23 protein-coding genes are annotated in these 24,920 nt (G+C 42.2%); 10 read left to right on the top strand and 13 right to left on the bottom strand.

Going from position 1 to position 24,920, the window contains the following annotated elements; all coding sequences use genetic code 11:
* Positions 1 to 875: 875 nt before the first annotated feature.
* The 3 genes from FAM09_RS15190 to gyrA all read right to left on the bottom strand — a co-directional run bounded on the left by FAM09_RS15190 (position 876) and on the right by gyrA (position 5,536).
* Positions 876 to 1,085: a hypothetical protein gene (locus FAM09_RS15190; protein WP_136577983.1), complete on the bottom strand. Its 210-nt coding sequence runs from the start codon at positions 1,083 to 1,085 to the stop codon at positions 876 to 878.
* Positions 1,086 to 1,440: 355 nt separating this feature from the next.
* On the bottom strand, positions 1,441 to 2,820 hold the full coding sequence (locus FAM09_RS15195) for a hypothetical protein (RefSeq protein ID WP_136577984.1): 1,380 nt from the start codon (positions 2,818 to 2,820) through the stop codon (positions 1,441 to 1,443).
* Between the two features lie 76 nt (positions 2,821 to 2,896).
* Positions 2,897 to 5,536 carry a DNA gyrase subunit A gene (gene gyrA, locus FAM09_RS15200; protein WP_136577985.1) on the bottom strand — a complete coding sequence of 880 codons (2,640 nt, stop codon included), beginning with the start codon at positions 5,534 to 5,536 and terminating at the stop codon, positions 2,897 to 2,899.
* 124 nt (positions 5,537 to 5,660) lie between these two features.
* Between gyrA and FAM09_RS15205 the strand changes: the two genes are divergently transcribed.
* From FAM09_RS15205 to FAM09_RS15220, 4 genes are all read left to right on the top strand, one after another.
* A complete protein-coding gene (locus tag FAM09_RS15205) occupies positions 5,661 to 5,960 on the top strand; it encodes a hypothetical protein (RefSeq protein ID WP_136577986.1) in 300 nt (99 codons plus the stop codon).
* A gap of 346 nt (positions 5,961 to 6,306) precedes the next feature.
* The gene (locus tag FAM09_RS15210; RefSeq protein ID WP_136577987.1) at positions 6,307 to 7,875 is read left to right on the top strand and encodes a DUF4339 domain-containing protein; all 1,569 of its coding nucleotides are present in this window, start codon (positions 6,307 to 6,309) and stop codon (positions 7,873 to 7,875) included.
* A 160-nt stretch (positions 7,876 to 8,035) separates the two neighbouring features.
* The gene (locus FAM09_RS15215; protein WP_136577988.1) at positions 8,036 to 8,344 is read left to right on the top strand and encodes a carboxypeptidase regulatory-like domain-containing protein; all 309 of its coding nucleotides are present in this window, start codon (positions 8,036 to 8,038) and stop codon (positions 8,342 to 8,344) included.
* Between the two features lie 232 nt (positions 8,345 to 8,576).
* Positions 8,577 to 10,085 (top strand): saccharopine dehydrogenase C-terminal domain-containing protein, encoded by a 1,509-nt coding sequence (locus tag FAM09_RS15220; protein WP_136577989.1) that lies wholly within the window; start codon positions 8,577 to 8,579, stop codon positions 10,083 to 10,085.
* Positions 10,086 to 10,110: 25 nt separating this feature from the next.
* Here FAM09_RS15220 and FAM09_RS15225 read toward each other — a convergent pair whose 3' ends face one another.
* The 3 genes from FAM09_RS15225 to FAM09_RS15235 form a co-directional block, all read right to left on the bottom strand.
* A complete protein-coding gene (locus FAM09_RS15225; protein WP_136577990.1) occupies positions 10,111 to 10,794 on the bottom strand; it encodes an SIR2 family NAD-dependent protein deacylase in 684 nt (227 codons plus the stop codon).
* A gap of 149 nt (positions 10,795 to 10,943) precedes the next feature.
* Positions 10,944 to 12,608 (bottom strand): vWA domain-containing protein, encoded by a 1,665-nt coding sequence (locus FAM09_RS15230; protein WP_136577991.1) that lies wholly within the window; start codon positions 12,606 to 12,608, stop codon positions 10,944 to 10,946.
* A 426-nt stretch (positions 12,609 to 13,034) separates the two neighbouring features.
* Entirely contained in the window at positions 13,035 to 13,445 is a 411-nt protein-coding gene (locus FAM09_RS15235; RefSeq protein WP_136577992.1) for an EVE domain-containing protein, read from the bottom strand.
* A gap of 272 nt (positions 13,446 to 13,717) precedes the next feature.
* Here FAM09_RS15235 and FAM09_RS15240 point away from each other — a divergent pair, with 272 nt between their 5' ends.
* The 5 genes from FAM09_RS15240 to FAM09_RS15260 all read left to right on the top strand — a co-directional run bounded on the left by FAM09_RS15240 (position 13,718) and on the right by FAM09_RS15260 (position 19,399).
* Positions 13,718 to 14,275: a fasciclin domain-containing protein gene (locus FAM09_RS15240; RefSeq protein ID WP_136577993.1), complete on the top strand. Its 558-nt coding sequence runs from the start codon at positions 13,718 to 13,720 to the stop codon at positions 14,273 to 14,275.
* 191 nt (positions 14,276 to 14,466) lie between these two features.
* Positions 14,467 to 15,123, top strand: coding sequence for a DUF4331 family protein (locus FAM09_RS15245; protein ID WP_136577994.1), 657 nt, complete (start codon positions 14,467 to 14,469; stop codon positions 15,121 to 15,123).
* A 129-nt stretch (positions 15,124 to 15,252) separates the two neighbouring features.
* Positions 15,253 to 15,780, top strand: a complete 528-nt coding sequence (locus tag FAM09_RS15250) for a DUF4331 family protein (protein WP_136577995.1) — start codon at positions 15,253 to 15,255, stop codon at positions 15,778 to 15,780.
* A 67-nt stretch (positions 15,781 to 15,847) separates the two neighbouring features.
* Positions 15,848 to 17,146, top strand: a complete 1,299-nt coding sequence (locus FAM09_RS15255) for a tetratricopeptide repeat protein (protein ID WP_136577996.1) — start codon at positions 15,848 to 15,850, stop codon at positions 17,144 to 17,146.
* A 6-nt stretch (positions 17,147 to 17,152) separates the two neighbouring features.
* A complete protein-coding gene (locus FAM09_RS15260) occupies positions 17,153 to 19,399 on the top strand; it encodes a TonB-dependent receptor (protein WP_136577997.1) in 2,247 nt (748 codons plus the stop codon).
* Positions 19,400 to 19,631: 232 nt separating this feature from the next.
* Here FAM09_RS15260 and FAM09_RS15265 read toward each other — a convergent pair whose 3' ends face one another.
* The 5 genes from FAM09_RS15265 to FAM09_RS15285 are packed head-to-tail and all read right to left on the bottom strand — an operon-like array spanning position 19,632 to position 22,641.
* Entirely contained in the window at positions 19,632 to 20,060 is a 429-nt protein-coding gene (locus tag FAM09_RS15265; RefSeq protein ID WP_136577998.1) for a hypothetical protein, read from the bottom strand.
* A gap of 30 nt (positions 20,061 to 20,090) precedes the next feature.
* Entirely contained in the window at positions 20,091 to 20,528 is a 438-nt protein-coding gene (locus tag FAM09_RS15270; protein WP_136577999.1) for a hypothetical protein, read from the bottom strand.
* A 39-nt stretch (positions 20,529 to 20,567) separates the two neighbouring features.
* Positions 20,568 to 21,482 carry an ATP-grasp domain-containing protein gene (locus tag FAM09_RS15275; RefSeq protein WP_136578460.1) on the bottom strand — a complete coding sequence of 305 codons (915 nt, stop codon included), beginning with the start codon at positions 21,480 to 21,482 and terminating at the stop codon, positions 20,568 to 20,570.
* Between the two features lie 5 nt (positions 21,483 to 21,487).
* Positions 21,488 to 21,874, bottom strand: coding sequence for a hypothetical protein (locus tag FAM09_RS15280; RefSeq protein ID WP_136578000.1), 387 nt, complete (start codon positions 21,872 to 21,874; stop codon positions 21,488 to 21,490).
* 20 nt (positions 21,875 to 21,894) lie between these two features.
* On the bottom strand, positions 21,895 to 22,641 hold the full coding sequence (locus tag FAM09_RS15285) for a hypothetical protein (RefSeq protein ID WP_136578001.1): 747 nt from the start codon (positions 22,639 to 22,641) through the stop codon (positions 21,895 to 21,897).
* 111 nt (positions 22,642 to 22,752) lie between these two features.
* Here FAM09_RS15285 and FAM09_RS15290 point away from each other — a divergent pair, with 111 nt between their 5' ends.
* A complete protein-coding gene (locus tag FAM09_RS15290) occupies positions 22,753 to 23,562 on the top strand; it encodes a tetratricopeptide repeat protein (RefSeq protein ID WP_136578002.1) in 810 nt (269 codons plus the stop codon).
* Positions 23,563 to 23,573: 11 nt separating this feature from the next.
* On the opposite strand, the gene FAM09_RS15295 is transcribed toward FAM09_RS15290, so the two are convergent.
* Complete coding sequence (locus FAM09_RS15295; protein WP_136578003.1) at positions 23,574 to 24,251, bottom strand: hypothetical protein; 678 nt, start codon at positions 24,249 to 24,251, stop codon at positions 23,574 to 23,576.
* A 137-nt stretch (positions 24,252 to 24,388) separates the two neighbouring features.
* On the bottom strand, positions 24,389 to 24,823 hold the full coding sequence (locus tag FAM09_RS15300; protein WP_136578004.1) for an FKBP-type peptidyl-prolyl cis-trans isomerase: 435 nt from the start codon (positions 24,821 to 24,823) through the stop codon (positions 24,389 to 24,391).
* Positions 24,824 to 24,920: the final 97 nt, after the last annotated feature.

Consider the following 24,920-nt stretch of genomic DNA (forward strand, 5'->3'; position numbering starts at 1 on the left):
AGTATTTTTTTTGCCCTTGTTATATAATTTTCCCGGTTTGTTATATTTTATTTGTAAAATGTGACGGAAGAATGCCCGAATAAATGCTGGTGCTTTTTTCTACTTCAAAAGCCGCGATAACATTACCGGCGCCATTTTGAAACCATCAAACATCAATCAGTTTAAACGTGTTAAGCGTTTCTTTTTCTAAACTGATAAAAAGAGCATTTTGCCTGGAATGTGACATTGATTAAATGCGATAAGTAAACGCTAACAGGCTATCGATTTAGAACGCGACTGGAACGCTTATCCCGTCGCTTTTTGTTCCCGGAAAACTTTAAGCATTCTTTCTTTGGGATAATGTTTTGTCAGCTACACCATATTTTTTTCCTGCTAATTTCTTGGGACCATAGTATTAATAGCGAGTTTAAACTATAATTAATATTATGTTAAATAGATGTTTTGAGTAAATCAACCCACTTCCAACCAATACAATTCCCTGCAATTCAATTCCATTGGTTGGTTTAAACCGTTCCCAGGATTTCATCACCTCCTGGCGACGCCCAGCGAAACTGGATCTCGCCAGTAATTAAGCGATCGCTCGCTCAGGGATCCTTCAAAGCAAAGAGAATCGAAAATTGGCGAATCAAAATCCGGAAAAGCAATAGGATTCATTGAAACTGGTCAACAATTAGTGCAAGTTTCCCGTGCAGCTGTAAAACAAAAAGAATCGAATTATCGGCTATTTTGGGTGAAGCAAATGAATTAAAATCAAAAGGCCGCCGTTTATTGCAAACCACGGCCTCAGTTATTTAAACGGCTTGCCAGCCCATCAGGCCAGATAAATGCCTGCCGAAAATTGTCCTCCTCACACTCCCACTTCAAACCGCCGTCAATCATTTCTTCCCGGCGCTCAACCTGTAAAATCCGGCGCCATGGTTATTAATATTCACAGAAAATTTATCGGTAAACGCTCCTAATGATTTTCCGGTCCACGTATCCATGTGCTTTATCATTGCCAACATACCAGCGAATGTCTGCCACCACATAGTTACATCCTGATGATATGTAGTAAATAAACCAATCGTTAAAAATAATGGCTTCATGTAAGAGCTAATTTTTTTTAGCTAAGGGTGAATATGATTTAACATGTAATAAAATATGCATTTGCTATTCATTCTCAACTTATAGGCATATAAAAAAACGCAGCTTGGAAAAGCTGCGTCAAATTGATTGAAAAATTAAACCCTTAAACCCATGCGCACGATTGTTCAGCGCATCCGTAAAGGTAATGGCCAACTGCCATTTGATAAACATCATTTAATTAAAAGGCTATTAAAATACACAGTAATCAACTGTCAAATACACGAATGAAGCTGATAGCGGATATACGGTCATTATATAAGAAGAAAGGCCCCCGATGAATCGGGGGCCCTCCTATTCAAATTTCGTTTATACGTATTAGTGTTTTCTGTCGATGTTGTTATATTTATCAGTATACTTTGTTACTGTATCCTGTAATTTTTTAATATCTGCATCGATCGCTTTTACTCCTGCTGCATCTTTTTTAGCTTCTGCCTGGCGTTTCTTTTGCTCCAGCGCATTTACTTTTTCTTCATTGATGATAATGAGCAGGTCTAACGCATTTTTCAGGTTGTCCTTATCTTCCATTTTCAATTTGCCCTGGCTATCGAGCAGCTCATCAACCTTGGTCAAATAAGGCAATGCCAGATCGAACTTTTTTGCGGTTTCTGCACGCAGTTCGTCTTTTTTCTTCAGTTGATCAGGTGTTAATTTAACACCATCTTTCGGACGAATATCCTTGTTCTCATTATTGATTTCAACACCCTGATTGTAATAGATCTGTCCTAATACCATGTTGGCATTTGCATAATCAGGTTTTTTCTCCAACGTTTTCGTCATCACTTCAACCGCTTTTGCGATCAGCTCTTTTGAGTTGGCCGGGCGTTTTTTGGCATCCGGATCGTAACCTGTTTGATATAATTCTACGCCATAGTTGAACAGGAACAGATAGTTATCAGGATTTTCCTTGATAACCGCCTCGTATTTTTTAAACAGGTCTTCTTTGTTACCTTTTTCACGCGCCATATCAAGTTCAAAGCCGGTCCAGAAAGGATCGCTGGGGTATACTTCCTTTCCCAATGCAGAGAATTTAGCAGCGTTGGCGATATCATCTTTTCTACGATAATAATCAGCCAGCCATTTATAAATTTCTACAAAACCTTCCCCTTTTGCTTTGTTCTCGGCAATTTTTCCATAATAAACAGCCGCATCATCGGGCTTCTGTGCTTTTTCAGCCGATATACCAGCATATAAAGTGGTGGTAGTATCTAACTTAATAGGAATAATTCCTTTGGCAGACATAAGGTCGAATACTGCCAGTGAATTTTTGAAATTTACGAATGCATCATTGTAATTGCTGGCATTGTAAAAAGTTGCCGCATCTTTTGAGTACCCTGTATACAGCTCAATCAGTGGCGCATTGTTATCCAGGGTTAACTGAATATTTCTTTTAGCTGCATCTTTCTCTTTAGCCTCCAGCTCCAAATACTGCTTCATTGATTCAAATGCAGTGGAACGCGCATCTGGTACTGTAGATTTCAGTGAAGAGTCAGCGGCAATAGCGCCATATATTTTTGCCTTTGTATACCAGGCTTCTGAACTGGTTTTGTTCTTTTCAACGGCCAGTACATTATCGATCTCCGTTTTTGCTTCGGGGAGTTTTTTCCTGGTCAGCAGGTCTTTAGCCTTTTCGAGTTTCTGGGCCTGTGATAAGAACCCAACTGCAGCGAGCAATGCTGTCAGAAACAATTTTTTCATCTGAAAATATTATTTGTTTTTAAGTCAGATGGTCGATTCATCTGTGTGTTTTATATACGTGCGTGAATGCTCCCAATTATTCATTATCCGGGTTTTCTTCCGCTCCGGGTTCATCCCCTTCACCGGATGCTTCAGCACTTTCATCAGATGCAAACTCATTACCATTGGTTGCCTCAACTGCTGTATTTGTATCTGCCTGTGCTTCTGCTTCGTCATTTTCTCCGTTCACTTCGTCTTCGTTATCATCGAGTTTGGTAATAGCGGCAATTTCATCACCGTCATCCAGGCGAATTAATTTAACACCTTGTGTATTGCGGCCCAGTTCGCTGATGCCATCTGCCGGCATCCGTATGGTCATGCCGCTTCTGCAGGTGATCATCAGGTCTTCTTTTGCCGCCACATCCAGCATACCTACCAGCGAGCCGGTCTTATCGGTAACGTTGAGGGTCTTCACCCCTTTTCCACCCCGGTTCGTGATGGGATATTCTTCTAATTGTGTTCTTTTTCCGAATCCTTTTTCGCTCACAACCAACACACTACGCGAGTTGTCTTCCTTGCTGACACATATCATGCCAATAACTGCATCATTTTCATCGTCTACGTCAATTCCCGATACCCCAATAGCGCCACGGCCGGTTGCCCGTACTTTTTCTTCGGGGAAACGAATGGCGCGACCGCTTTTCACGGCCATCATGATCTCGCTATTGCCGGTGGTTAACCTGGCAACCAGCAGTTCATCTCCTTCCACGATCGTAATGGCATTCACCCCGGTCTTGCGTGGATTGCTGAAATCTTCCAGTGCTGTTTTCTTAATAATACCTTTTTTGGTGCACAGCACAATGTTGTGACCTTTTACAAAGGTTTCATCTTCGAGGTCTTTTATGTCGATGATCGCTCTGATCTTATCGTCGGGTGGTAATTGTATCAGGTTCTGAATGGCCCGGCCTTTGGCTGTTTTATCGGCTTCGGGTATTTCATAAACGTTCAGCCAGTAGCAGCGTCCTTTTTCGGTAAAGAACAGCATGGTGTGGTGAGAAGAGGCAACAAACAGATGCTCTATAAAATCCTCTTCACGGGCCTTGCCGCCTTTGGCGCCACGACCACCGCGGCGCTGGGCGCGGAATTCGGTGGCGGAAGTACGTTTGATATAACCCAGGTGCGAGATGGTGATCACCACATCTTCTTCCTTGATCAGGTCTTTAATGCGTACTTCATTATCGAGGTAAGTGATCTCTGTTTTGCGGGCATCACCGAACTTGTCCTTTACTTCGGTCAATTCGGTTTTAATGATATCGTACCGCATGCCTTCATTATTTAACACTTCACGCAGATGGCCGATCAGTTGCATCAACCCATCATATTCTTCCCTGATCTTTTCGCGTTCCATGCCGGTTAACCGTTGCAGGCGTAATTCGAGGATGGCCCTTGCCTGGATCTCATCGAGGCCCCAGCCGGCATTGATAAGGCCTTCGCGGGCAATTTCAGGTGTGGCCGATGCACGGATCAAAGCGATCACTTCATCGAGGTGATCGAGTGCAATGAGATAACCTTGTAAGATATGGGCTTTCTTCTCTGCTTCACGCAATTCAAACTGCGTACGGCGAACCACTACTTCATGACGGAACTCCACAAACTCACTGATCATATCTTTTACGTTCAGTGTTTTTGGGCGACCCTTTGACAGGGCTACGTTGTTTATGCCATATGAAGTTTGAAGTTCGGTGAATTTATACAGTTGGTTGATCACCACGTTGGCAATAGCATCTCGTTTAAGATCTATTACTATACGGGTACCTTCCTTCGCGTTCGATTCGTTGTTAACATGCGCAATGCCTTCGATCACTTTCTCATTCACAAGTTGTCCGATCTTATCGCACAACGCATCGCGGTTTACCTGGTAAGGCACTTCGGTTACGATAATGGTTTCGCGACCGCTGGGTTTGGTATCAACCTGCAGTTTACCACGCAGCACTACCCTGCCCCGGCCAAAATGCATACCGGCACGTACGCCTTCCATACCGTAGATGATACCGCCGGTAGGGAAATCGGGCGCTTTGATATGCACCATCATTTCGTCGATGGTGATCTCGCGGTTATCGATATAGGCAATACATCCATCTATTACTTCACTCAGGTTATGCGGCATCATGTTGGTAGCCATACCAACTGCAATACCGCTTGACCCATTTACCAACAGGTTGGGAACACGCGCCGGCAGAATGGACGGTTCTTTTTCAGAATCGTCGAAGTTGGGCTGAAAGTCGACAGTATCCTTATCGATATCCATCAACATGTATTCAGCCAGCCGGTCGAGCCTGGCTTCTGTATAACGCATGGCGGCCGGACCATCGCCATCCTGGTTACCATAGTTACCCTGGCCATCTACAAGGGTATACCGCATGCTCCATTCCTGTGCCATACGCACCATGGCGTCGTACACCGATGAATCACCATGCGGGTGATATTTACCCAACACCTCTCCTACAACACGAGCCGATTTTTTATACGCTCTGTTATAGTTTAATCCCAGTTCATTCATGGCGTACAAAATGCGCCGGTGAACCGGTTTCAACCCATCGCGTACATCGGGCAAGGCACGGCTTACGATTACTGACATTGAGTAATCGATATAGGCCGTTTTCATTTGCTCTTCGATATTTACAGGGATAATACGATTCTGATCGTTTGTTTCCTGTGGTGTGAAGTTTTCTTCCATACTTGTATTGCAGATATGATTTACATCCGTTTAATGCTCCTTTGGATGGGGGGCAAAAATACCCTATTTAAGCGTGAAAACCCGGTAATTGTGAGGGTTTTTTAGGCCTAAATTTTATACACAAATGTTAAGAAAAAGGCACAAGAAGGAAGGCACAAGGCACAAGAAGGAAGGTACAAGGCACAAGAAGGAAGGCACAAGGTACAAGAAGGAAGGCACAAGGTGCAAGAAGGAAGGCACAAGGCACAAGAAGAAAGGCACAAGGCACAAGAAGAAAGGCACAAGGCACAAGAAGGAAGGTACAAGGCACAAGAAGGAAGGTACAAGGCACAAGAAGAAAGACATAAGGCACAAGGTTAGAAATTCAGGTTGCGTGAATTTTATCGGGGACTCCGAATTTCAGGTCTTGAGCCTTGAACCTTGAACCTTGAACAGGTATACCAGCTTTCATTATGCGTTTCCATACCTTAAAAACAATTCTTATATATCCTTTAACAACTTAAGTAGCTTAAGGGTGATCGGGTATCATTAGGCTAATGGTGGAAAACTTACTTCATTTTTAACGTCTCTTTTATAACTTTTCTAATTGAGTATTTGGTACAATAAATGCCAACTGTTAACTTGCAGTTACTATAATTTTACCCTCCAGGTATCCTATTTAAGAATCCCATTTAACCATCTGAGCCCGCGACCCGCTGAATGTATTTCATTACGGAAGTAGCTAACTACAGCTACCTGCTTGCAAAATTTTACTAGCCTTTTTTATAGTTATGAATACATACCTACTATTACGCGATAACAAGCAAACAGGACCGTATACAGCGGAAGAGCTGGCGGCAAAGGGGCTGAAACCTTATGACCTGGTATGGCATGAAGGAAGAAGTGCAGCCTGGCGTTATCCCAGTGAAATTGAGGAATTGAAACCTTTTGCTCCGGTTGTGGAAGAACAGCCGTATGATCGTTTTTATAAGAAACCGGGCCTCGAAACCTCTTCGGTAACTGAGCAGGCCGCCACCCAGCAAAAGCAGGTTGCCGTTGCTGGTAATACGATGAGTGATGTACAGGAAAGCCAGCCGGTAAGCAGGCAGGCCGAGCAAGCCAATAGCAAACACATTTATGTTACTATGCCGGTGTCGAAAGCGCAGGCAGCCACTACCACGCCGGTAGCTAAAAAAGAAGAAACCAAACCGGTTGCACAACAAAGCGACAAGAACGTCAGTTCCACCAATAAAAACACTGAAAAGAAAGCCGTTTCTTCCTATATCATTTCCGAAGAGGATGATGAACAGAACAGCGGTATGCTGAAAGGGTATCAGAACAGGAAAAAAGAAGACGACGAGATCAACAATGGCTTCCTGTCGGAATACGAATCAAGAAAGGCAGCCTTTTCAAAAAATAAATCCGGCGTTTCAACAGCCGCCGTACAAAAAGCCGAAAAACCAGCTACCAGTAAAGCTGCAACCTGGTCATCAACATCCAAAAAAGACCGGTTCGATTTTAAAGCCTTGCTGGCAGGTTCGGGAAAATACCTGCAGGATAATAAAAATGTAACCCGCGGACTGGTTGCAGCAGTATTGATCCTGGGTGGGGTAGTCATCGGTTTGGTTATTAACTCGGGGAACCGGCAACCTGATACGCAGGTATTGGAAAGCCTGGTTAAAGAGATCAGGGACCAAAAGAATGAAAAGTCTGGTACAACGGGACCTGCTGGGGAAACTGTTCAACAGAACAATGAGCCGATGGCAGAGGAGCGCAATATCAACGAGGTGCCTAACAACAATTCCAATAACAATACCATTGAGCCGGCGCCACCTGCCGGCACTGCTCCTGCTAATAGTGTACAAACCAATCAGGCAGTGATGCGCCAGGGCATTATTAAAAAAGACAATAATGTAGTTCCGCCGCCAAATCAAAATAAATCCATTGCGTTACCGGCTTCCAATACAACTACCCAACCGGTAGAAGCCACGCCGGCCGTTATGGAAACCAAGGAAAAGCCTATTAACCAGGAAGTACTGGAAAAGGCCCGTAAAAATATTTATGAGCAGGTGCGTATAGAAGCAAGCGCCTTTAAGGTGGGCATCCTGGGTGGCATCTCCGACCTGGATATAACTTTGCTGAACAGCAGTTTATATACGCTCGACCAGGTATCGGTGGAGATAAAATATTTTGGGCCTGAAAAGAAACTCGTTAAAACACAAACACTCATCTTCAATAATGTTCCTCCCGGTAAGAGACGAACGCTGGAAGCACCGCGTACCAGTCGGGGCATAAGCATCGATTATACGATTACAAGCATCAATTCAAAATCGCTGGGAATGGCGCAGGCTGGTTTCTAAGGAAGATTCTACAATTGCAATTCGTTTTCCACATTTATTGCGTCTGGCATAGTTTTTAGACCTATATAACTATCTGGCACAGTTTTTTTAAAAGTAAGGTTCTTTCAGATAATTGATTTCAGATAGTTGATTCAAACGAGGAGTTAAAACCTTTGCTATTATGGACAAAACTGTTGCCACCTTAATTGGAATTATAGGTGTTGTTATCGGCCTTCATGCCACAAGAGCGATGCAGGAAACTAACATAACGGGTAAAGTATTTTCAGCGCGGGATTCAGTTTGGGTGTATGCAGTAAGTGGCAAAGATTCTTTAAAAACAATGGTGAACAATGGCAAGTTCCGTTTTACGGTAAAGCCGGGTTCATGGAAAGTGATGGTAACAGAGAACAAGTTGTTTAATGATGATGGTAAGTTGGTAGAAGTGGTAGAAGGAAGTACACTTGATATGGGAACGATCATTCTAAATTAAAAATATTAAATAAGGGACGGTTCAAAACCAAAGAGCTCCCCGATTTATCGGGGGGCTTTTTTTATTGTTACCGGTTGCCAGCTCTTGAATTTCGATCTCTCTACAAATAGTCGGGGACTCCGAATTTTTTGCCCGGTAACCGGAACCTGGTAACCGGTAACCATTGCAGCAATGTCTTTAGCTTGCAGATTGAAACTGTATTCTCAGTAACTTACACTCATATTACTTTTTCATGAAGTACATTTTAGTGTTTGGGGCGGGGAAGTCGTCAACCTTATTGATCGACTACCTTGTAAAAGAAGCTGCAGCCAACAACTGGTATATCACTGTTGCTGACATCACGCCTGCTCCAACGCTGTTTCCATCGGGCAACGTTATACATTCTGTGGTTTTACAACCAGATAATGAAACTGACCGCCATCAATTAATTGCTGCCGCTGATATTGTAATTTCCCTGTTGCCCCCTACCCTGCACCTTTTAATTGCAACCGATTGCCTGCAGTATAAAAAGAATTTACTCTCTCCTTCATACATTGATGAATCAATAGCTGCTTTGCATGCATCCATTAAACAACAAGGTTTATTATTCCTTTGTGAAATGGGATTCATTCCCGGCATTGACCATATGAACGCCATGCACCAAATTCATCGCATTAAAGCCAATGGCGGAACCATTACTTCGTTCAAATCGCATGGCGGCGGATTGATATCGCCCGAAAGCGATGATAATCCCTGGCATTTTAAAATGACCTGGAACCCGCACAATGTAGTGCTGGCCGGTAAGGATGGCGCGGTGTTTAAGGAGAACGGCGCCATTTGCCAGTTGCCATACGATCAGCTTTTCGATCCCAACCGGGTTATTCTTATTCCCGACCTCGGCTTTCTGGCCTGGTATCCCAACCACGATTCACTGCATTATATGCCGCTGTACGGATTGCATGAAGTGCCCACGTTTATCCGCAGCACCCTGCGTTATCCCGAGTTTTGTTTTGGCTGGAAAAATGTGGTAGAACTAAAATTGACGGATGCCACCAGGCAATACCATACTGATGGACTAACGTTGCAACAGTTCTTCCAGGAACATTTTGCCGCGCATGGTTTTGGCGAATGGATAGAAAAGCAATTGACGGCACGGTTTGCACAAACCAAACAATTGCTTGAAAAGCTGCAGCAATTGCTGGAAGTCGAACAGGAAGCCAATGAAGATGAAAGAAAAGCCTTGCAGGAATTTATGATGGTCGACAATAAAGGAGAATTAATGGATGTGAACCTGGATTCCATTAAAACCCAGGCGGCCGCTACGGTAGCCGGACAAATGCACGAAGCCAACCTGTCGATGAAACAGCTTTTCTTTTTAGGCCTTGATGATGACCAAACCCTGATAAACAAAGGCGAATGCAGTGCGGCGGAGATCTTACAATTTGCCATGGAACAAAAACTGTTATTGCAACCGGCCGACAAAGACATGGTGGTGCTGCAACAGGAGATCGGGTACGAACTGGAAGGGCAGCAACACATTGCCAGCAGCAGCCTGGTGATTAAAGGCGAAGACTATGTGCACACCGCTATGGCAAAAGCAGTGGGATTGCCATTGGGCATTGCGGCCAAACAAATTCTGCTGGGAAACATCCGCGAAACCGGTTTGCACATTCCCGTTATGTCATCTGTTTATGAACCGGTTTTACTGGAACTGGGAAAGAACAACTTCCACTTTGAAGAAAACGATACCACCATACCATAGGCAGGGGAAAGTTGCCCGTGCTGTTTTAGCTTTTTAATAAAGAAATTAACTCCTGTACCCCAAGCGTAGCCGGTTTTTCGATATTGGTTACATTGTTAACTCCGGCATAGGGAATTTGCTTGTCGATAACATATTTGGGTATTTCTATTGGCGCATAATTAACCAGGCCGGCAGCAGGATATACTACCAGGGAAGTGCCTACCACCACGAAAATATCGGCGCTGAGCACAACGGGGATGGCTTTTTCGATCATGGGCACTTCTTCCTCAAACCAAACAATATGCGGGCGCAATTGCGCGCCATCAGGGGCTTTATCGCCCAGGTTTATGTCGCCGCGAATATCGTATACGAGCGAGTAGTTCCGTTCACTGCGCATCTTTAAGATCTCACCATGCAAATGCAAGATCTTTTTAGAACCGGCGCGTTCGTGCAGGTCGTCGATATTCTGGGTGATGATCGTTACATCAAAATCATCCTGCAGTTTCGCTAACCCGATATGGGCCGCATTGGGTTGTGCGTCGAGCACATTTTTGCGCCGCTGGTTATAAAACTCCAGCACCAGGGCCGGATTCTTTTTCCAGGCGCCTGGGGTAGCCACTTCCCGTACATCGTACCCTTCCCATAAACCATCACTGTCGCGAAATGTTTTTAGTCCGCTTTCGGCGCTTATCCCGGCGCCGGTCAATACTACGATCTTCTTCTTGCTCATAAGCCAAATATAGGAAAAAGCGAGTGGTTAGTAGCGAGTGGCTAGCAGGGTTTTAATTCGGGGACCAGCTAGCAGCATCAAGCTACTTGATAAAAAAAGTGAGCCCTTCACGAAGAAGGACCCACGTAAATGAACCCCTATTTAGAATACTACTTTTTTGCTACCAATGAACCTGCCGCCTGAACGAGATTGATAAATTCCTGGCGATATCCATTTGCATCAGTTCCTTTTGCGCCTTTCGCCAGGGATACTACCTGAGCGAAAGAAGCGTTTTGTTTAAATTCAGAATTACGTAACAACATGCCGAAGGAAGCCACGGCAGCGGAGAACCGAAAGTTCTCTGAGGTACTGGCCAGGGCGAGATGTGTATCGGTCACCGGATGTGTGATCAATTTGCTGGTATCGCCTTCAGGTTTTTTATAGCGTAATTTGATGGTCATTAATTCATCTCCACCGCTGGCAGTGGCGGCGGCTTTTGCGGGCTGGTATTTAAGTGGATCAACAGTGCCAATGAATTCGCTTTTTACACCCACCGGGATCACTTCATATAAGGCCGTTACGGTATGGCCGGAACCCAGTTCGCCGGCATCTTTTTTATCATCATTAAAATCTTCGGCCGCTAATACCCGGTTTTCATACCCAATGAGGCGGTAGGCCTGCACTTTTGCCGGATTAAATTCAATCTGGATCTTTACATCCTTGGCAATGGTGAACAGGGTGCTGGCAAATTCCGATACCAATACTTTTCTTGCTTCATTGATATTGTCGATATACGAATGGTTGCCGTTTCCTTTATCGGCCAGTTGCTGCATTTTATTATCCTTGTAATTACCCATGCCATAACCCAATACACTCAGGAAAATGCCGCTTTTTCTTTCTTTTTCAATTAAAGAAACCAGTTCATCATCACTGCTGACACCTACATTAAAATCACCGTCGGTTGCCAGGATGATGCGGTTATTACCACCTTTGATAAAATTTTCCCGGGCAACTTTATAAGCAAGTTGAATGCCTTCGCCACCGGCGGTAGAACCACCTGCCTGCAATTGATCGATGGCTTCTTTAATGGCTGTGGTATTAGTACCGCTGGTAGAAGGCAACACTAATCCTGCGTTACCTGCATACACAACGATCGCTACTTTATCATCGGGACGTAGTTGATCGGCCAATAATTTCATAGACGATTTAACCAGGGGCAGTTTGTTGGGTTCTTCCATAGAACCGGAAACATCTATCAGAAATACGATGTTGGCGTTAGGCAGATTTTTTACCGGAATTTCTTTACCCTGCAAACCGATATGGACCAGGCGGTGTTGCGGGCTCCAGGGACATTCAGACAGTTCGGTATTAACGGAGAAGGGATCGTCGTTCTGTGGTTGCGGATACGTATAATCGAAATAATTGATCATTTCTTCAATGCGCACGGCGCCGGCCGGAGGAATGCTGCCATTATTAATATAGCGGCGGATGTTACTATAAGCCGCTTCATCTACATCTATTGAAAAAGTAGATAAGGGATTTTGCGTGGCCGCCAGGAATTTATTTTCAATGATATGATCGTAGTCTTCGGTGTTGAAGGATTTTTCTTCATCCGCTTTTCTTGCATCTTCGTCTTTATCAGCGACAGGCGGAGTGAATTGGGTAGTGCCTACAGCCGATGGTTGCAAGCTTTCCTGGAGGACAGGTACGGGAGTTAATACCATATCAGCGGTTACTTCGGTATCTGCAGTTTTTGATGATTGACTGGTATGATTGTTACAGGCAATAAAGAGCCACAGCAGCAATGCTGCCACCAGTTTGCATAAAAATTTCATGACTATGTGTTTATAATTTGAAAATGTACCAATTTGAAAATTTGAAATGGCAATAGCCCAATGTCAAATTTTTCAGTCAGGAGTATTGGTAAGATGCGGGGAGAGAGAAATTACATAAAGAAAGTTCTGAGTTCTTGGTTTTTTGTACTTAGTACTTAGTTCTTAGTTCTGAGTTCTGAGTTTTTGGGTTTTGAAATTTGTTTTTGGCTTCTGAAGTTTGGTTTGGGAGTTTGTGATTTGGAATTTGTACTGGCATGGCAATAAGTTTAGGTATAGATGTAATGATTAATTACTCTATGCCTGAAAAGGTAACCTCAATGAATTGTTAAAGAAAGCTAGTAGTGAGTAGTAAGTAGCTAGTAGGGGCTCCTGCTCGCCACTCGCTACCTACCACTAGCCTGTATTATTTTTCGATCGAGTTACTTTTTATTTACCACCGGCTAATTCCATGATCGCATTCCATTCTTCATCGGTAACGGGTTGAACCGATAGCTGGCTAATGCGAACCAGCGCCATGCTGGCAAGCCGTTTGTCTTTCTTTATGGCGCTTAAGGAGACGGGGTGCGCTAATTTTTTATATGGCTTCAGATCAACCGCCACCCAGCGGTCATCATCAGTGGAAGGGTCCTGGTAAGCTTCTTTTACTATTTTGGCAATACCTACGATCTCCAAACCTTCGTTGCTGTGATAATATAATACCTCCTCGCCTTTTTTCATTGCCTTCAGGTGGTTGCGGGCGGCATAATTGCGAACGCCATCCCAAAAGGTCTGTTTGTCTTTTTCAAATTGTTCCCAGGAATAAACAGAAGGTTCTGATTTCACCAGCCAGTATGCCATGAACGTTTTATTAGGCGGGCAAGGTAATAAAAATGTTGCAGGCGGCAAACGGAAAACAGTTACAAGTTACAGGGTTCAGGGTAAAGATCAGTAAGTTCTCAATAACATTGCAACCTGCAACCTGGAACAGCCCACCGTCTTACAATTATTTTTTCAATTGATAAATCTGAACTCATCCAACCCACGTATTTAAAAGAGATCCTTACCGGTACATGATCAATAAACACTGAAAATACATTATTTACCTAATCACTTTTATTAAAACCATTGTTATGAAATCGGTTAAAAGTTTTGCTATGCTGGTTGCCGCCGCTTTATTAATGAATGTGTCGTTTGCACAGGAGAAAACGGTTGATGTGGGTGGCGCCCCCATGTATCCTTCTAAAAATATTGTACAAAATGCAGTGAATTCAAAAGATCATACCACGCTGGTAGCGGCTGTAAAAGCGGCCGGTTTGGTTGAAACATTGCAAACACCTGGTCCGTTTACCGTATTCGCGCCTACCAATGAGGCATTTGACATGTTGCCCAAAGGAACTGTAGAAACCCTGCTGAAACCAGAGAACAAACCTACCCTCACTACCATCCTTACCTATCACGTAGTAGCCGGCAAACTCGATGCAAAAGAGTTATCGCGCTTAATAAAAGCAGGAAAAGGTAAAGCTGAATTGAAAACAGTTGCCGGTGGTACGCTGTGGGCCTCTATGAAGGGTGATAATATTATGCTGACAGATGAAAAAGGTGGTATGGCTACAGTTACCATCAAGAACGTTTATCAAAGCAATGGAATTATTCATGTAATTGATCATGTGGTGTTACCCAGGAGCTAAGGCTCATTGCGAAGGCTGGCTTTTGCCGGCCTTCTGTTTTTGCATATAATAAGTGTGTGCCACGCCGCCCGGCGTGGCATTTTGTTTTAAGAAAACTTTTAAAAAATCATAAATATTAAATCTAACGGTTCCCTTCTACCGTAGATATAATAAATCACTTACCACTTTTATCATCACTAAAAAATGTAAACATGAAAAAGAAAAAAATGCTGCTGGCTGGCTTGGCTATAGCAGGCATTACGGTAGGCGGCCTCGTATATGCAGCCGACCATATCGACTCTCCCGCTGTTACTAATCAAACAACAGACATTACCGATGTGTATGTATTCAGAGGACAGGATGTAAACAACCTGGTATTTGTTGCCAATACCCAGGGATTGCTGGCTCCTTCTGCCACTGGCGCTGCTCAATTCGATGCCAACACCCTTATTGAGTTCAATATTGACAATAACAATGATAATGTTGAAGACCTCGTGATCCAGGGTATTTACAACAATGGCAAGATGAAAGTATACGGGCCTGTTAAACCATCGGAAACTGGTAACCGCAGTAAACTGGAAGGTTCCCTAATGGCTGAAGTTGCCGTTACACCGTATGGTTCTGCTGCTAACATTGGTACCGGCGGTGGCCTGAAAGTATTTGCCGGCCCGCGCGACGATCCTTTCTTCTTCGATTTAAATCAATTTAAAAAGATCATTGCCGGAACTGCTACCGGTTTCAACAACCCGGGTTCTGATGCATTTGCAGGCACCAACGTGTTAAGCCTTGTAGTGGAAGTGCCGAAATCGATGCTGAATGCATCTAATGGAAAGCTGAATGTTTGGCTGGAAACGAAGAAGAAGGCCTAGTTTGTTAGTTATTTAGTTCTTGAGTTCTTGAGTTCTCTTCCATTCTTCCAACTTAATAACTTACAAACTCAATAACTTATTAACCCATGTTATATCACATAACTCTCAAGATTCTAAAAAGTAATTTTTATGAAAATATATTCAATTAAAACATTGCTGATCGCAGTAGGGGTGTTTGCATTCGTTGGTTGTGATAAGGACGACGACAAAAACAATACACCTGTGTATTATCAAACCCAGGACCAGATGGCGCGTCCTGCAATCAATACGGTATTTGTTTCCGCATCTGATAAAGATGTTTTTAACACAACAACGCCTTCAGCCATGAATGGTTTGTTCGGCAGTAAATTCAAATCAAGATTAATGGCGTTGAATCCTGGCTATACCACCAACCTGCTGGGTTTAAATGCCGATCAGTTCACCGGCGTACTGGTAACAGATGTACTGAACGCATCCACTACAGCGCCTACTTCATTTTACGATGGAACTAACGTACTTACCGGCCGCGCGCTGGCAGATGACGTTATTGACGTTGAACTGACATTGATCTTTGGCGGTCCAACCGGTACTTCTAACCCGGGCCTGACCAGCGATAAGGTAAATGCCAATGACAAAGCTTTTCTAACGGCATTCCCTTATTTGGCGAATCCGCATTGATACCAGAAGCGTGCCACGGTTCCAAACCGTGACACGCTTCCTACTTCTTGCTTCAAAAACACACCACATGAAAAAGCTATTTCCTTTTCTATTTATTGTTCTATTTACATTCACTGGTTGTGAACAATCGCCTGTCACCAATCCCAAAGACTATGCTGCATACTTGCAGTCACCCCCCAATACGCAATTGCAGCAGATAGATACAGAACTGTTTTTCTGGAAGAACAAATTGACGAAGACGCCGGGCGATATGGTTGCTGAATCAAAGATCGCCGGATTGCTTACCAGACGTTTTGGATATTCAGGCGATATAACAGAGGTTCATATGGCCGACAGTCTGTATCGTACCGTAAATTATTTAAACCACACTAGCAGCTCAGGTACTTTTCGTTCGCTGGCTGCCAATTGTATTACGCAACATCGCTTTTTGCAAGCTCAATTATATATTGATTCCGCCCTTGCCTTAGGCGATGATAAATACATTTCTGTGCTTATGGAATTTGATGTAGCCATGGAGCTGGGCAACAGGTACCGGGCGCGCAAAGCATTGAATAGCCTGGCCGATAAAAACAGTTTTGATTACCTGATACGTGAAGCAAAATATAAGGACCAGGTGGAAGGGGACCTGGATGCAGCTATTCTTTTAATGGAGAAAGCCTGGGACAAAATAAAAGACAACCCCACTCCTGCCCTTTATCTGTGGATCAAATCGAACCTGGGTGATTTTTACGGCCATGCCAACCGCTATCGCGAATCGTATGAATGCTACCTGGAGGTACTGGCAAAAGACCCGCATTATTACCATGCCCTGAAAGGAATTGCCTGGCTGGCCTTTTCGCACGATAAAGATGTGGCGAATGCCCGGAAAATTGTGGCGTATTTACAGCAACGGCATCCCATTCCTGATTATCAATTATTACTTTCGCAAATGGCCGGGTTGGAGCAGGATAGTATTAGATATAAACAACATATAGATGCATTCATGGCCACTACGCAAAATGAATTGTATGGCGGCATGTATAATAAATATCTGTTTTCTATTGAAGCGGATGAACGCAACAACGCCGGCCGCAGTTTGCAGATCGCACAAGCGGAAGTAGCGCATCGGCCAACGCCCGAAGCATTCAGTTGGCTGGCCTGGGCGTATTGTAAGAATGGAGATGTGCAAAAGGCCATGGAAACAGCCCGGTTACATGTGGCCAATAAATGTTTTGAACCAGATGCCTTGTTCTACCTGGGTAAAATATACCAGGCCGGTGGTGAAAAAAAGATGGCCCGGAAATATTTAAAAGCCGCGCAGGAAAGTTCGTTTGAATTAGGACCGGTTGTTAGCCATGAGATCAAAGAATCATTAAAAGCCCTGTAACCCACAATGAAAAAGATTTTCACAACTGCTTTTATTTGCTGCTTAGCCCTGGTGGCCTGGAGTCAGAACACGATACAGGGACGGGTTGTAGACAAGAACAGTAAAGAACCATTGGAGTTGGCATATGTACGCTGGAGCAATAATACGCAAGGCGTGGTGACCAATAAGCAAGGGTATTTCACATTAAATAAAACCGCAACAGATCAAAGCGATGCGGCGCTGGTCATTTCCTTTATAGGTTTTGTTACCAAAGAAATAAAAACTGATGACCGTACGGCTATTGTGGTTGAAATGGAAAAAGGCCCGGTGAATTTGCAGGAAGTCGTGATCACCCCACAATCAACGGCAGCATCTTTTCATACCATCAGTAAAATTGATCTGAACCTGCAACCCGTTCGTTCGGCGCAGGATATTTTAAGAACAGTGCCCGGATTGTTCATTGGTCAGCACCAGGGCGGTGGTAAAGCGGAGCAAATATTTTTACGTGGATTTGATATTGACCACGGTACCGACATCAACGTAACTGTAGACGGGTTACCTGTGAATATGGTTTCACATGCGCATGGACAAGGCTATGCCGATCTGCATTTTCTTATTCCCGAATTAACCGGCAGCGTAGATTATGGCAAAGGCCCTTATTACACGCAATACGGCAACCTGGGCACAGCGGGTTATGTAAGCATGAATACGGTCAACAGTCTCGATAAAAGCACGGTAAAATTAGAAGGCGGACAGTTTAATACGATGCGCGGACTGGCGATGATCGACTTGTTGAGCGACCGCCAAAAACAAAAAGGCACCAATGCCTATGTTGCCAGTGAATTTTTGTATTCTGATGGCCCATTTGAATCGGCGCAACACTTCAAACGCTTTAATTTATTTGGAAAACTGAATACACATATTGGCAACTCCAATAAACTCACTTTGATCGCATCTACCCTGAGCAGCGATTGGGATGCATCTGGCCAAATACCAGAGCGTGCGGTGAAAAGCGGATTGATCGGCCGGTTTGGGTATATTGATAATACCGAAGGCGGTTATACCACCCGCACCAATGTCAGCGCCCAACTCACCAGTTATGTTTCACCCAATGCTACCTGGGAAAACCAGGCCTATTATAGCAATTACAATTTTAACCTGCATTCCAATTTCACGTTCTTCTTAAACGATCCCGTTAATGGCGATCAGATCCGTCAGCGGGAAGCGAGGAATATATTTGGCTATCATTCCAAATTCTCTCACGAAACGAATCTCGGCAATTGGAACTTACAATCTGTATATGGGACCGGGTTCCGGCTCGATCAAACAAGGAATACCGAACTATCGCATACGATTGACCGCAACACGGTACTGGAATATAAACAACTGGGCAACATTCGTGAGACGAACGCATTCGCTTATGCCGATGAAAGCATAGAAAAGGACCGGTGGCGTTTCAATATAGGCGCCCGTATTGACTATCTTAATTTTCATTACTACGATAAACTGACAACCGATCAATTGCCTGACCAACAAAAAGTAATTGTAAGTCCCAAGCTGAATATTCAATACACGCTCAATACAAAAACGCAGTTATACCTGAAAACAGGTAAAGGATTTCATTCCAATGATGCACGCGTAGTGGTATTCAACCGTGGTTATGATATTCTACCCGCAGCATATGGCGCTGACCTTGGTGTACTGTTAAAGCCCACGCGCAACCTGTTGGTGAATGTAGCCGCCTGGTATTTGTACCTGAAGCAGGAATTTGTGTATGTAGGCGATGAAGGCGTGGTGGAACCCAGTGGAAAGACAAGACGTATTGGAATTGATCTTTCGGCGCGTTATCAATTCAATACCTGGTTATTTGCCGATGCCAATGTGAACCTGGCCAAACCGCGCAGTGTAGAGGATCCCAAAGGCGAAAATTATATTCCCCTGGCGCCGAATTTTACCAGCACCGGCGGTTTGAACTGGCAATTGAAGAATGGATTGAATGGCAGCTTGCGTTACCGGTTTATGGGCGACCGACCCGCTAATGAAGATAACTCAGTTGTTGCTAAAGGTTATACCGTGACTGATCTGTCAGTGAATTATACCAAAAAGAAATATGAGATTGGACTGGCCATTGAAAACCTGTTCAATGTTAAATGGAATGAAACGCAGTTCGATACCGGGTCGCGGCTGAAAGATGAGCCCGATCCCGTTTCTGAAATTCATTTTACTCCGGGCACGCCGTTTTTTGCACGGATGAAGCTGGCGGTGTTCTTTTAGCGAATACGCTGAATTCGGCGGAATGCCAGAGCCTTCAAAGTCCTGGTATTTTGGTTCAAATAAGGACCTCGGTATTTAATACGTTTCTTAATTTCATCTTCATTAATGCAAACAGGATAAGTGTGTGCGGTTGGCAACTCTAATGCTCAAACTGGTTTTAGTGGTGGGTAAATTATATCGCATTGGTTTTAAGTGTGTCTTTAAAATGGCATAAAACGTTTGCGGATTAAATTTAGTGGCAAATTAGTCTTGGTTTTCGGTATAATGTCGTTTTCTCTTTAATTATTCCCGTTGAGTAATGGTTTTCTATAGTTAAGCTATCCCTTATTTGCCCCATTTTACCCTGGCCCCAAATTTCAAGTCCACCATAGCGTTCAGATCCAAATGGTTTGTATGTTGTTACATAATGATTTCCTTTTTCAAATCCTTCAATTGGAACTGTGTCTTTATAGTTGATAATTAATTTCCCATAAAACCACATTCCTTTAGTGGAATCAACTTCAAGATAGATTTTTTGCATGCTGTTTTGCCCCTGATAGGAAATGTTTTTAAAGTCAATATACATTTCATACCGATATGATTCAATAACAGTTCTTCTTATGCTGTCACATGAGGTCAGTACAATGGTAAAGATCAATATCGTTTTTATGGTAGTCTTCATAATTTGGAATTCCGTCAGTCAATTTGAATATTATTTGATATTTTGTCCTTCGAGTCTATGCCAACCTTCGATTCTTTTTAATTCTACACCAATAGCATTTGTGTTAACCTCTGGAAACAAAGAGCTAATAATGTGTTTTGCCATTTCGATGATCTTTGGTTTGTTATTGCCAAAATCCTTAGAATACATTAAATTTCTTCTATTTTTAATAACATCAAAACCATCAAAACAATTTGTTCTGGTTATTTTATCAACCATGAATTTTCCCTGCCTGGTGTTATGGTTAAATGTAAAGAGGATAGAAAGTGATAAGGGTTTTGAACTTTTTAAATTCAACTTGAATGAGTCAAGTATATAAAAAAGCCCTTTGTGTTCAGGTATAGAGAAAAGAATATGTTGAATGCTTTTCTCGTCACTCTCACATAAGTACTCGTTTATTAGTTGTTCTAACTTATTTGCTAATTCCATAAAGTTTGTGCTTGATGTTTCAGTGAGTCCCCATAAATGTTAGCAACAGCAAATTTTTAATTGTTTGTAAAATTCATTTATATCTGTTTTGTCAGGAAGTCCTGCCACTTGCCCGTCTCCAAGTTCAATTATAATTAGTGCTCCATTTTTTTGTCTTGCAATGTCCATACTAAAAAATTTACTTTCAACTCGGGTGGCAATTTGTTCAAATTCTGTAATGTCAGGCTTAGTAAGATTATATTCTCCTTCTTCCCAATAATTGTAGATGCCCACCAATTTTTTATTGCAAAAGAATAAACGATATTCTTCTGTCAAGGGCATTCCACTTTTTGAGTGTATTGTTAAATAGTTTAATTCTACAAATTCTCTTACAACAATTCCCTCGTTTAAATATTTGTCCCGAAGTTTTATGAGGTTATCAATCTTCTGTTTCAGGTTGTCAATGTTTGAAGCATTTTCTACATAACAGGCAGTTTCCCAATCATGTTTTTCTGATTTAACATAATCCTTCAGAATTACAGATTTTTGCCCAAATACTTTTGAATTTTCAATTAGTAGGTCAATAGCGTTTTCATTGTCAAACTTTTGAAATACAGTTTTGGGTGTTACATTTTCAATAAATTTTAAACTGTCTGGTAAGTAATGACAATTTTGATATTCCGCAATGTTGTTAATGAGTTTATAGTTTTTCGATAATAGGTCGTTGTATAGTATAGAATACTGCTTTGGTGTCAGCATCCAACCTCTATAGATTACTGTTGATAATTTATCAACTGGCTTTATTCGTTTTGTAGCAATTGAAAACTTGTCGATACTTGTCAAGTCATCAAAGTTAACCAGAAGTGTCTCGAAGCCGTTTTCTTTTGCAGAAATGAATTGGTCTTCAAAGTCTTCGTCAACTTTGTTTGCTTGAACTGGACTTTCACAAAATAATATATAAAGTTGTTCTGTCATCTTTGTCAATACTCTGTCGTTATAATTTTACCATTCGAGTTCTCCCAAATTTGAGTCAAAGTATATTTTGTCAAATCTTGTTTGGGATAATCCCCTAAGTAACACCAAATTTCCAGGTGGTTTATTAAACCGTTCCTGAAAAATAATGTGGCATCCGCCTCAATTGGAAACTCAGTCGTTTGAATTTTTACTCCATTTAAAATCAAGTCAGGATTAAGGACTTTATAATTAATTATTTTGTTAGAATACGAGAATCTAACAAAAAGTCCACCTCCTGTATATTCGAAGTCGTCTTCAGTAATAAAAGGTAATTGTTGTTTAGCAGAAAGTCCGTCGATATCTCCGTCAAGTAAAAGTTCTAAAATATCAGATATGTATTTTGACTTTATCAAGGCCTTTTTTTGTGTATTGTTTATTTCTTTACAGGCAGCTTCTCGTCAACTAGAAACTCACTATCTGCAAGCTCTTTCCATTGAATGTTAGTTGCTTCATATATAATTGAAAATGGCTGTTCTTTACTATCCAGTTCCATTCGCAATGGTATCGCATTGGTATATCTGGCTATAAAACCCTGGCCCATTGCCTTAAAATTGTCAAAGTATGAATTGACGTACTTTAAACTATCTGTTGGATAGTATATTGTCCTGAACAATTTGGAGTTCGGTTCTCTTTCATTTGTTACTGTAAAAATGGCTGAACTACAAGGGATATTTAAAATTGTCAATTGCTTAGATTTTTTAACCGAAATAACGCTGTCAGGGATTTTACTCATGTCCTTATAGAATAGCGTGTCGCTCGTATGGAATTTGTCAATAATAAATGAATTGTAAATTGCAGGGTTATATATTTCGTACTCAAGTTTTACATTTTGGGGTACCCATTTAAACTTGCCTGCTTTAAAATAAAACTGTCTCTCTTTTCCGAATATTTTGTACAATTCATCTAGGTCAAGATGCTTGTTCTTAGGAACGATTGTTGTTTTATACGTTATTACACCCTCGAATTCTTTATTCGAAGACTGAGAGTAGATGCTATTTGAAAGTATGGCGGCTGTGGCTTTATCTAATGATTGTTTTTCAGCGGTCGAATCATTTACTTTTTGCCCAATAACATGAATTGAAAAGATCGTAATGATAATAAGTTGAAGTATTGCTTTCATATTTTTACAAATGTTACGAGATCGTAATATAATCAAACTCTTGATTTCTGGCAATGCCAGATGTATCGGAATTTGTATTTTTTACGTTAATGGGTAGGTAAATCCGTTAGCATGAAAAATATTAAAAAATATTTATTATCTTCTTTTGTAATTTGTTCGTTTTCCAGTTTGTGTTATAGTCAGAATTATTATGAGGAGGCAAACAAAGCATTTTCATCTTTTGAATTTAATAAGGCAGTTGAATTGTTTAGTAAATCAATTGAAAACAAAGAAGAACTGGCGAAATCCTATTTGTTCCGGGGAGCGGCAAAGATTTTTTTACGTCAGACAGATGAAGCCTTAAAAGACCTGGATCAGTCAAAACAGCTTGATCCTTCGAATGTCATATTGGATTATTATTATGGTAAGCTGTATTACCTAAAAAGAGATGCTAAACTGGCCATAGAATATTTTAATAAGGTTATTTCAAAAGCTCCGGATGCTGCTGCCTACAGTGAAAGGGCTGAAGCTAAATTTCAGCTGAAGGATTTTAAGGGTTGCATTACAGACCAAGATGCCGCCATTATAATGGATTCTACCCGTGAATATTCGTATGCGCTCAGAGGCTTTGCCAAAGTGAAACTAAAAAAGTACGAAGAAGCGGTAATTGATCTAAACACTTCCCTTCGACTGAAACCTAATAAAAATGCGTATACCTGGAGAGGCATCGTATGGTCGTTCACCAATAAGCATGAAAATGCTATTGATGATTATTCAAAGGCGCTCGCGTTCGATCCAAAGAACGCCGAGGTATATTGTTATCGCGGTATTGCTTATAGCTATGCAGGTAAAAAGGCAGAAGCCTGTGCTGATCTGAAAAAAAGCTATGAGTTAGGTTTTGCCGATGCTGAAGTGTTCATTAAGAATACGAAATGTGACTGATTACATGAAAGTTACCATTTAAACCAGTTCTCATTGACTATTACAAAGGACTTTGCCAGGAAAAAAGTAAGAACAACTGCAGTAACAATGATCGAGAGATAAAAAATGTTTTTGCCGTGTTTTCTGGTGGCTTCATCATAAACAAAGTATCTGCTGCCATTAGGCAGGGTTTTGGTAGACTTCCAGAAAACCAGGCCAACTATGATTCCCAAAAAACAGCCGATCACGCTTAAAGGATAACCGAGATAGATCCAGCCATGCTTTTCTGGCTGGGCCAATACCTGTATTCTTTTATTCTTTAAATAAGCCAGGTCTTCATTTGAATAGTTGATCCCTCTTGATCCCAATAACTGACGGGCGATAACATAATCCTGCCGGCCCCATTCATCCGGCTTTCTGAGAATATCCACCAGTTCTTTATCGGTGAAAGAGAACAGGTAATAATCCGGATCTACATCTTCCAGGTTGATCTGTATTTTATCGAGCAGCAGCTGATTTACATTTTCAAACTGGTTACGGGCTATTTTTAATTCATAATTATAATTATTCATTTCACCCGCAATCAACGGATCAACCCCTTTACCGATCTGCAAAAATTCATATGGGATCTTATGCTCTTTCAGAATATCGAGTACAGGGGCTGCTTGTTCGGCGTTAAAGAACTTCTCAAAGGCGGCGTACTGACTCATGGAAAATGGGTTTGCGTTTATTATTAGTTGACTTACTGAAATACCGTGCCTCAATACTACAAAAATCCTCCCTAAACAACAATGCCACGATCCTTTCAGAACCGCGGCATTGACATATAGAATAAATTTCTACTGCTTTATTTCACTCCCAACAACTCCACCTCAAATATCAGGGTGCTATTAGGGCCGATCTGCGCGCTTACCTGTTGTTCGCCATAAGCTAAATGCGCTGGCAGGAAGAAGCGATATTTGCTACCGGTAGCCATTAGTTGCAATCCTTCCGTCCAGCCTTTGATAACCTGGTTCAACCCAAAGGTTGCCGGCTGGCCGCGGCGTACCGAACTATCGAATACGGTGCCGTCAATGAGCGTACCATGATAATGACAGGTAACTTTGCTGGTAGCTGTTGGTTTTGCACCAGTGCCTTCAGTAATAACTTCATACTGCAACCCGCTGGGCAGAGCCACAACGCCGGGTTTTTGTTTATTCGCTTCCAGAAAGTCGTTGCCAGCCTTCAGGTTAGCTTCCGCTTTCTCTTTTCTTTGTTGAAATAGTTTGTCTGCGATACCCATAAAAAGTCATTTAATTAATTAATACAGCTATGTTCTCTTATTCAGCGGCTGCAAGCTACACGCTGCAAGCTGCAAGCAAATACAAAGCATTCTCTCC

This window comes from Niastella caeni (genome assembly GCF_004834005.1).
Classification (GTDB): Bacteria; Bacteroidota; Bacteroidia; order Chitinophagales; family Chitinophagaceae; genus Niastella; species Niastella caeni.